Origin of the sequence: Actinokineospora auranticolor (assembly GCF_002934265.1) — a bacterium.
GTDB classification, from domain to species: Bacteria; Actinomycetota; Actinomycetes; order Mycobacteriales; family Pseudonocardiaceae; genus Actinokineospora; species Actinokineospora auranticolor.
In genome coordinates, this window is record NZ_PTIX01000052.1 from 1 (window position 1) to 8,506 (window position 8,506).

Below are 8,506 nucleotides of genomic sequence, written 5' to 3' on the forward strand. Positions count from 1 at the left end.
CGCCCGGTCCCATCCCGAACCCGGAAGCTAAGCCCACCAGCGCCGATGGTACTGCACTCGTGAGGGTGTGGGAGAGTAGGACGCCGCCGGACTCACATTCCCGAAAGGGCCTGTGGTGGGGCACGTGTAAAACGTGCGTCAACCACAGGCCCTTTTCGGCGTCGGTCGTGTGGTCGTGTAGGTGCGGGTGGTCCCGCGTTCGGGAGGATGCAAGTGTCGGAGTTCGGGCGACAGGGTGACCGTGACCGCGGTGACGCGGGCGGCGACAACTCACGCGGTCACAACTCGGGCGGCCGTTCCGACCGCCGCGACGACCGCCCCAGGGGCAAGCACGACTCGGACCGCGGCGGCTACCGCTCGGACCGGGGCCAGGGCGGCTACCGCAATGACCGCGACAACCGCAGCTCCGACCGTGGTGGCTACCGCGACAACCGTGGCTCGGACCGTGGCAGTTTCCGTTCCGACCGCGATGGCGGAAACCGTTCCCGCGACGACCGCCCGGGTTCGGATCGGGGCGGCTACCGCTCGACGAACCGCGACGACCGCGGCGGCTCCGGCAGTTTCCGCCGTGACGACCGCCCCTCGGGTGGCGGCTTCCGCGGCGGCGACCGCGACTCCCGCTCGTCAGGTGACCGCGGCGGGTTCCGTTCCGATCGACCCAGCTCCGACCGGGGTGGGTTCAAGTCCGATCGACCCGGCGCCGACCGGGGCGGCTTCAAGTCGGACCGTTCGGGTTCCGACCGTGGCGGCTTCCGCTCGGACCGCGGCGGCTCCGACCGCGGTGGTTTCCGGTCCAACCGTGATGACCGGGGCGGTTCGGATCGCGGTGGTTTCAAATCCGACCGGGGTTTCAGCCGCGACGACCGAGGCGGTTCGGACCGGGGCGGCTTCAAGTCGGATCGGTCGGATCGCGGGTTCAATCGTGACGACCGGGGTGGCTCGGATCGCGGTGGTTTCAAATCCGACCGCGGCTTCGGCCGCGATGACCGGTCTGGGTCGGGTTCCGGTGGTTTCAGGTCCGATCGCCCGGGCTCGGACCGTGGTGGCTTCCGCTCGGACCGCGGTCGTGATGACCGGCCTGGGTCGGGCGGTGGGGGCTTCAGGTCCGATCGTGGCTACAACCGCGACGACCGCAGCGGTTCGGATCGCGGTGGTTTCAAGTCGGACCGTTCGGGCTCCGATCGCGGTGGTTTCCGCTCGGACCGTGGGTTCAACCGTGACGATCGCGCTGGCTCGGACCGAGGCGGCTTCAAGTCCGACCGTGGCCCCAGCCGTGACGACCGGGGTGGGTCGGACCGGGGTGGGTTCAAGTCTGATCGCTCGGGCTCGGACCGTGGTGGTTTCCGCTCGGACCGTGGCGGTTCGGACCGTTCGGGTTCCGACCGGGGTGGTTTCCGGTCCGACCGTGGGTTCAACCGCGATGACCGGGGTGGCTCGGACCGGGGCGGCTTCAAGTCCGACCGTGGGTTCAACCGTGACGACCGTGGCGGTTCGGATCGCGGTGGTTTCAAGTCCGACCGTGGTGGTTTCCGCTCGGACCGCGGCCCCAGTCGTGATGACCGGGGTGGCTCGGATCGCGGTGGGTTCCGCTCTGACCGGCCTGCTTCCGACCGTGGCGGCTACAGGTCCGACCGCTCGGACCGCGGTTTCAACCGCGACGACCGTTCGGGTTCCGACCGGGGTGGTTTCCGGTCCGACCGTGGCTCCAGCCGCGACGACCGGGGCGGTTCGGACCGGGGTGGCTTCAAGTCCGACCGTGGGTTCAGCCGCGATGACCGGGGCAGCTCCGACCGTGGCGGGTTCCGGTCGGATCGGTCCTTTGGGCGCGGCGACCGCCCGGGTTCGGACCGCGACGAGCGTGGTGGGGCCGGTCGTGGTGACGACCGCGACGAGTCGCGTGAGCGTCGTTCGCCGTTCGCGGCGTCCGATCGCGGTGGGCGGTTCCGCGAGGACGCCCCCGTCGAGGACACCCAGGCCGACACCGACGACGACTTCAGCGTCGAGGAGCAGCTGGCGGGCGCCAAGACCGAGCGCGAGGACGACGACAGCGCTGCGGACCGGGACGCGGACCGGGACACCGAAGACGACGACCTGACCCCCGACGCCCGTCCCAGCGCGGACGAGCCGTCGGAGCGGCGGGCGTACACGGAGGTCGCGGCCGGTGAGCGGCGGCCTCGGCGGTTCGACCGGGACGAGGACACCCGCGAGGAGCGCTACGAGGGCGGTGGCCCCCGGGTTCCGGAGGGCGCCGACTACTCCGCCCTCGACGTCGAGGCCCGCGCCGGGCTGCGCAGCCTGCCCAAGTCGCTGGCCGAAATGGTCGGCCGCCACCTGGTCGCGGCCGGGATGCTGATCGACGAGGACCCGGAGCGGGCCCTGGTGCACGCGCGGTACGCGCGGGAGCGGGCGGCGCGGGTGCCGGTCGTGCGCGAGGCCGCCGGGCTGACCGCCTACCACGCGGGTGAGTGGGCCGAGGCGCTGTCCGAGCTGCGGGCCGTGCGGCGGATGAGCGGCGGCAACGCGCACGTGGCCGTGATGGCCGACTGCGAGCGCGCCCTCGGCCGCCCGGAGCGGGCGCTGGAACTGGCCAAGGAAGCGGGGCGCGACCTGCCCCCCGAGGTCTCGGTGGAGCTGCGGATCGTCAGCGCGGGCGCGCGCCGCGACATGGGCCAGCTCGACGCGGCCGTCGTCGGCCTGCAGGGCCCCGACCTCGACCCCAAGCGCCGCGACCCGTGGAGCGCGCGCCTGTTCTACGCCTACGCCGACAACCTGGCCGCCGCGGGCCGCGCCGAGGAGGCCATCACCTGGTTCCTCAACGCCGCCCAGGCCGACGACGACGAGGACACCGACGCCGCCGAGCGCGCCTTCGAACTCGGCGCCGACGAGTCCGAGATCGCCGCCGCCCTCCCCGGCGACACCCTGGAGATCGAAGACGACGAGGACACCGACGCCGACGAGCCCACCGAGGACACCGCCGCGGACGAGACCTCCGAACCCGAGCTCGCAGGCACCACCGAGGAGAAGACCGCCGGCGCTGCGGCGAGCGAGTCCACTCAGGTCACCGAGGCAGGCGAGGAAACCGCCAAGTCCGCCGCGACCGAGGGTGCCCAGACGGCTGCTGGGGCCGACCAGTCCGCTGGCGAACCCACGCCGACCGCCGTGGCTCGCGAGGAATCCGCCGTGGCAGAGGGCTCGCAGACCACCGCGGAGTCCGACCGGTCCGCCGGTGGGTCCACTCGGGTCGCCGAGGCCGGAACCGCCGGGTCCGCTGCCACCGACAAGTCCCCCGAGGACGGTGGCGGTTCGCGTGGGTGAGCGGCTGCTCGACCTCTACGACGCCCTCCTGCTCGACCTCGACGGCACCGTTTACCGCGGTAAGCAAGCCGTCGAGGGGGCGGCGGGCGCCGTGGAGGCCGCGCGGGACCACGGCACGACCGTGCGGTTCGTGACCAACAACGCCTCCCGCTCACCCCGTGACGTCGCCGCGCACCTCACCGAACTCGGGGTGTCAGCGGAACCGGCCGAGGTCAGCACGAGCGCGCAGGCCGGGGCCGCGGTCCTCGCCGAGCGCCTCGACGGGGGCAGCGAGGTCCTGGTACTCGGGACCGCCGCGTTGGCCGCCGAGGTCACCGCGGTCGGGCTGAAACCCGTGCGGGAGGCCACTTCCACCACGCGGGCCGTCGTCCAGGGGCTTTCGCCGGACCTGGCCTGGCGGGACCTCGCCGAGGCCGCCGTCGCGATCCGCGGCGGCGCCCTCTGGGTGGCCTGCAACGTCGACGTGACCCTGCCCGCGGAGCGCGGGCTCCTGCCCGGCAACGGCGCGCTCGTGCACGCCCTGCGCGTCGCCACCGACCGGGAGCCCGTGGTCGCCGGGAAGCCCGCGACCCCGCTCATGGCGGAGTCCGTGCGGTCCGCGGGGGCCGTCAAGCCGCTCGTCGTCGGTGATCGGCTCGACACCGACATCGAGGGCGCGGCCAACGCCGACCTCGACTCCCTGCTCGTCCTCACCGGTGTCTGCACGCCCCACGACGTGCTGACCGCCGGGCCGGGGAGCAGGCCCACCTACCTCGCCGCCGACATCACCGCCGTCACCCAGGGCGCCGACGCGCTGCGGCCCGGCCCCAAGTCCGGCTGGGACGTCCGCGCGGACGGCGGCAAGGTGCGCGTCAGCGGTGACGGCGACCCGCTCGACCTGCTGCGCGCCCTGTGCGCGGTGAGCTGGGCCGCCGACGGGCCCCTCGACCTCGGGGATGACCACCCCGCCATGGAAACCCTCGGGCTCACCGACCCGCGGTGATCCGCGCGGGCAGGCGCATCGGATAGCGTGGAGGAGTGCAGGTGGAAGTCACCCCAGTCCCCGGCCCGCCCCGGGAGCCCGCCCGGGACGAGGCCATCGCCGCGGCCGTCGCGGGGCTCGAAGGGCTCGACGGCCTGCCCGTTGCCGAGCACGTGGAGCGGTTCGACACGGTGCACATCGCGCTGACGGCCGCCCTGGCCACCATCGACAAGGTGTGACCCGGTGCCCCGCAGGGCGCGGCTGGACGCCGAACTGGTCCGGCGGGGGCTGGCCCGCTCCCGCGACCACGCCAGCGAGCTGATCTCCGAGGGCCGGGTCACCGTGCGCGGCACGGTCGCCACCAAACCGGCCACGGGCGTCGAGACCGACGCCCCGGTCGTGGTCAAGGACCTCGTCGACGACCCCGGCTGGGCCTCGCGCGGCGCGCACAAGCTCATCGGCGCCCTCGACGCCTTCGACGTCCCCGTCGACGGCAAGCGCTGCCTCGACGCGGGTGCCTCGACCGGCGGCTTCACCGACGTCCTGCTGCGCCGCGGCGCCACCGGGGTCGTCGCCGCCGACGTCGGGCGCGGCCAGCTCGTGTGGCGGCTGCAGAACGACGACCGCGTCACCGTCCTCGACAAGACCAACGTGCGGTCGCTGACCCCCGAGGACATCGGCGGTCCCGTCGACCTGGTGGTCGCCGACCTGTCGTTCATCTCGCTGCGCCTGGTGCTGCCCGCCCTGGCCGCGTGCGCCGGTCCGGAAGCCGACCTGCTGCCCATGGTCAAACCGCAGTTCGAGGTCGGCAAGGAACGGCTCGGCGCGGGCGGTGTCGTGCGCGACCCCGAGCTGCGCGCCGAGGTCGTCACCCGGCTGCTGCGCGCCGCCGGTGAGCTTGGGCTGCGCACGCACGGCGTGGTGGCCAGCCCGTTGCCCGGCCCGTCCGGCAACGTCGAGTACTTCGCGTGGTTGCGGCGCGGCTCCGCGCTGCCGGAGGACGAGGCCGCGGCGCTGGTCCGGCGCGCCGTCGAGGAGGGGCCGCGATGAGGGAGATCCTGCTGGTCGTGCACACCGGCCGGGCGGACAACCGGCGGGTGGCGGAGAAGGTGGCCACCTGGTTCGCCGCCGCCGGGGTGCGGTTGCGCGTGGTCGACGAGGAGGCGCCCGACCTCGACCCGTCCTGCTACGCCGGGGTGGTGCCGCTGGGCCCGACCGCCGCCGAGGGCACCGAGCTGGTGTTCGTGCTCGGTGGCGACGGCACCCTGCTGCGCGCCGCCGAACTGGCCCGGCCCGCCGGGGTGCCGGTGCTGGGCGTCAACCTGGGTCGGGTCGGGTTCCTCGCGGAAGCCGAGTCCGACGCGCTGGCCGAGGCCGTGGAGCTGGTGGTCGAGCAGGGGTACCTGGTCGAGGACCGGATGACCATCGACGTCACCGCCACGCTCGCCGGCGAGGTCATCGCCGACACCTGGGCGCTCAACGAGGCCAGTCTGGAGAAGAGCAGCCGCGAGCGGATCCTGGACGTGACCATCGACGTCGACCGGCGGCCGGTGTCGTCGTTCGGCTGCGACGGTGTGCTGTGCGCCACACCCACGGGGTCGACCGCGTACGCGTACTCGGCGGGCGGGCCGATCGTGTGGCCGGACGTGCAGGCCATGCTGGTGGTGCCGAGCAACGCGCACGCCATGTTCTCCCGGCCGCTGGTCGTGTCGCCGCGCTCGGTCGTCGGGGTGTCGATCGACACCGACGGGCAGTCCGGGGTGCTGTGCTGCGACGGCAGGCGCACCTTCGAGGTCCCGCCCGGCGCGCGGGTCGAGGTGCGCGGCGGCAGGCTGCCGATCAAGCTGGCCCGGCTGCGTGACGACCCGTTCACCGACCGTTTGGTGGACAAGTTCGCCCTGCCCGTGCACGGCTGGCGGTCCCGGTGATCAACAAGTCGAACCTGTGGACGGGCGCTGACCGTGGTCGGCGCGAGACGCTAGGGTGCGCCCTGTGCTAGCCGAGATGCGCATCCAGGACCTCGGCGTCATCGACGAGGCCACGCTCGAGCTCCACCGCGGCTTCACCGTGGTGACCGGGGAGACCGGTGCGGGCAAGACGATGGTCGTCACCGGACTGCACCTGCTGTCCGGTGGCAGGGGCGAGGCGTCGCGGGTCCGCAGCGGTAAGTCCAAGGCCGTGGTCGAGGGCCGGTTCGAGGGCCTGGACGGGTCCCCGGCGGCCCGGGTGGCCACCGACGCGGGCGCCGAGCCGGAGGACGACGGCTCGCTGATCACGCTGCGCAGCGTCAGCACCGACGGCCGCTCCCGCGCGCACGTCGGCGGCCGGTCGGTGCCCGTCGGGGTGCTGTCGGACCTCGCCGAGCAGCTGATCGCGGTGCACGGCCAGAACGACCAGCTCCGGCTGCTGCGGCCCGCCGAGCAGCGCGCGGTGATCGACCGGTTCGCCGGTGGCGCGGTCACGGGCGTACTCGCCGAGTACCGCGAGGTCCGCGCCGAGTGGCTGGCGGTGTCCGCCGAGCTCGACGACCGCACCCGCCGCGCCAAGGAGATGGCCCGCGAGGCCGACATCCTGCGGCTGGGACTGGAGGAGATCAGCGGGGCCGACCCGCAGCCCGGCGAGGACACCGAGCTGGTCGAGCGGGCCCGCAGGCTCGCCGACGCCGACCAGCTGCGCGAGGCCGCCACCGCGGCGGCCTACGCGGTCTCCGGTTCCCCCGACGGCGACCCGGACGCCCCCGGCGCGCTCGGCCTGATCGGCGAGGCGCAGCGCCGGGTGGGCGGCGCGGACGACCCGCGGCTGCGCGACCTGGAGTCCCGGCTCACCGAGGCCGCCGTGCTGCTCACCGACGTGGGCGCCGAGCTGACCGCGTACCTCGACGCCCTCGACGCCGACCCGGCCGCCCTGGAGCGGGTGCTGGCCCGGCAGGCCGAGCTGAAGTCGCTGACCCGCAAGTACGCCGCCGACGTGGACGGTGTGCTGGCGTGGGCGCGCGAGGCCGCGGACAAGCTGATCGGCCTGGACACCTCCGAGGAGGCCCTCGGCGAGCTGGCCGCGCGCAAGGCGGAGTTGGCCGCGCGGCTCGGCGAGATCGCCGCCCGGCTGACCGCGGCCCGCGCCGAGGCGGCCGACGAGCTGGCCAAGGCGGTCACCGACGAACTCGGCGGCCTGGCGATGGGCCAGTCGAGCGTGCAGATCAGCGTCCGGCCGCGCCCGGCGGAGGACGGCGACCCGCTGGCCCTCGCGGTCGCGGGCGCGTCGCTGCACGCGGGCGCCGACGGCGTCGACGACGTGGAACTGCTGCTGGTCGCGCACGACGGCGCGCAGCCGCTGCCGGTGCACAAGGGCGCGTCCGGTGGTGAGCTGTCGCGGGTGATGCTGGCCATCGAGGTCGTGCTGGCCCACTCGGACCCGGTGCCGACCCTGGTGTTCGACGAGGTGGACGCGGGCGTGGGTGGTCGGGCGGCGGTCGAGATCGGCCGCAGGCTGGCCCGGCTGGCCCGCAGCCACCAGGTCATCGTGGTGACCCACCTGGCCCAGGTGGCCGCCTTCGCGGACCGCCACCTCATCGTCGACAAGGGCATGCACGGCGGTGTGACCCGCTCGGACGTCCGCACCCTCGACGAAACCCAGCGGGTCGTCGAACTGGCCCGGATGCTCGCGGGCATGGAGTCCACGGAGACAGGCCGCGCGCACGCGGAGGAACTCCTCGCCCTGGCCGAGAACGAAAAACACGACTGGGACCTGACCGGCAAACCCCGCCCCAAGCGCAAGAAGCGCTGACCGTCCCGGACTCTCGGGCTCCCGCTGCGGGGTCCTCGGCGCGAGGACGTCCGCTTGCTGCCGCGACGCGTCCCGCTCCGACCTGTGGCCCGCCGCCTGGATGTCGGCGAGTGAGCGTGTCGCGGTCGCCCCGGGCAGGTGCGGTGGCGGGGTGCACGGCGCGGGCGAGGCCGTGACCGCCGGTGTGGCCTCGGCGGTGGCGACCCGACGATCGCTGATGACGCCCTCGAGGACCTGGATCCGGGAGCCCACGGCACCACCGGCGCATCGGCGCTGCGGGCAGGCACCGAGCCGCCCTCGCGTTCCGGCGTGGGCGGGACTGCCTGTCGCCGTCATCTCCATCGCCTAGCCCCAATGCCGGTCGGTTAGGTCATGGCGGGGCTGTAGCCTGCGGTGGTGGATCTTGGGTTGGGTGTGCGCGAGGGCGGCGGTCTGGCCGACCGGGCT

General features: G+C 74.0%; 6 protein-coding genes and 1 rRNA gene. All 7 read left to right on the forward strand.

Annotated features, from left to right (window positions below):
* Positions 1–92, forward strand: a 5S ribosomal RNA gene (gene rrf, locus CLV40_RS36815); the annotation flags it as partial.
* A gap of 2,224 nt (positions 93–2,316) precedes the next feature.
* Complete coding sequence (locus CLV40_RS36820) at positions 2,317–3,315, forward strand: hypothetical protein (RefSeq protein WP_245931829.1); 999 nt, start codon at positions 2,317–2,319, stop codon at positions 3,313–3,315.
* A complete protein-coding gene (locus CLV40_RS36825; protein ID WP_104483673.1) occupies positions 3,308–4,297 on the forward strand; it encodes an HAD-IIA family hydrolase in 990 nt (329 codons plus the stop codon). The genes CLV40_RS36820 and CLV40_RS36825 overlap by 8 nt, the downstream gene beginning before the upstream one ends.
* A 41-nt stretch (positions 4,298–4,338) precedes the next feature.
* Positions 4,339–4,515, forward strand: coding sequence for a hypothetical protein (locus tag CLV40_RS38700; RefSeq protein WP_181043978.1), 177 nt, complete (start codon positions 4,339–4,341; stop codon positions 4,513–4,515).
* A 4-nt stretch (positions 4,516–4,519) separates the two neighbouring features.
* Positions 4,520–5,326, forward strand: coding sequence for a TlyA family RNA methyltransferase (locus tag CLV40_RS36835; protein WP_104483670.1), 807 nt, complete (start codon positions 4,520–4,522; stop codon positions 5,324–5,326).
* A complete protein-coding gene (locus CLV40_RS36840) occupies positions 5,323–6,204 on the forward strand; it encodes an NAD kinase (RefSeq protein ID WP_104483671.1) in 882 nt (293 codons plus the stop codon). Before CLV40_RS36835 ends, CLV40_RS36840 begins: the two co-directional genes overlap by 4 nt.
* A 76-nt stretch (positions 6,205–6,280) precedes the next feature.
* A complete protein-coding gene (recN, locus tag CLV40_RS36845) occupies positions 6,281–8,059 on the forward strand; it encodes a DNA repair protein RecN (protein ID WP_245931830.1) in 1,779 nt (592 codons plus the stop codon).
* Positions 8,060–8,506 lie beyond the last annotated feature (447 nt).

What these genes read in the sequence shown, in the direction of transcription:
- CLV40_RS36820 (WP_245931829.1), top strand. Translation starts at nt 2,317, where the DNA reads ATGGTCGGCCGCCACCTGGTCGCGGCCGGGATGCTGATCGACGAGGAC.
- CLV40_RS36840 (WP_104483671.1), top strand. Translation starts at nt 5,323, where the DNA reads ATGAGGGAGATCCTGCTGGTCGTGCACACCGGCCGGGCGGACAACCGG.
- recN (WP_245931830.1), top strand. Translation starts at nt 6,281, where the DNA reads ATGCGCATCCAGGACCTCGGCGTCATCGACGAGGCCACGCTCGAGCTC.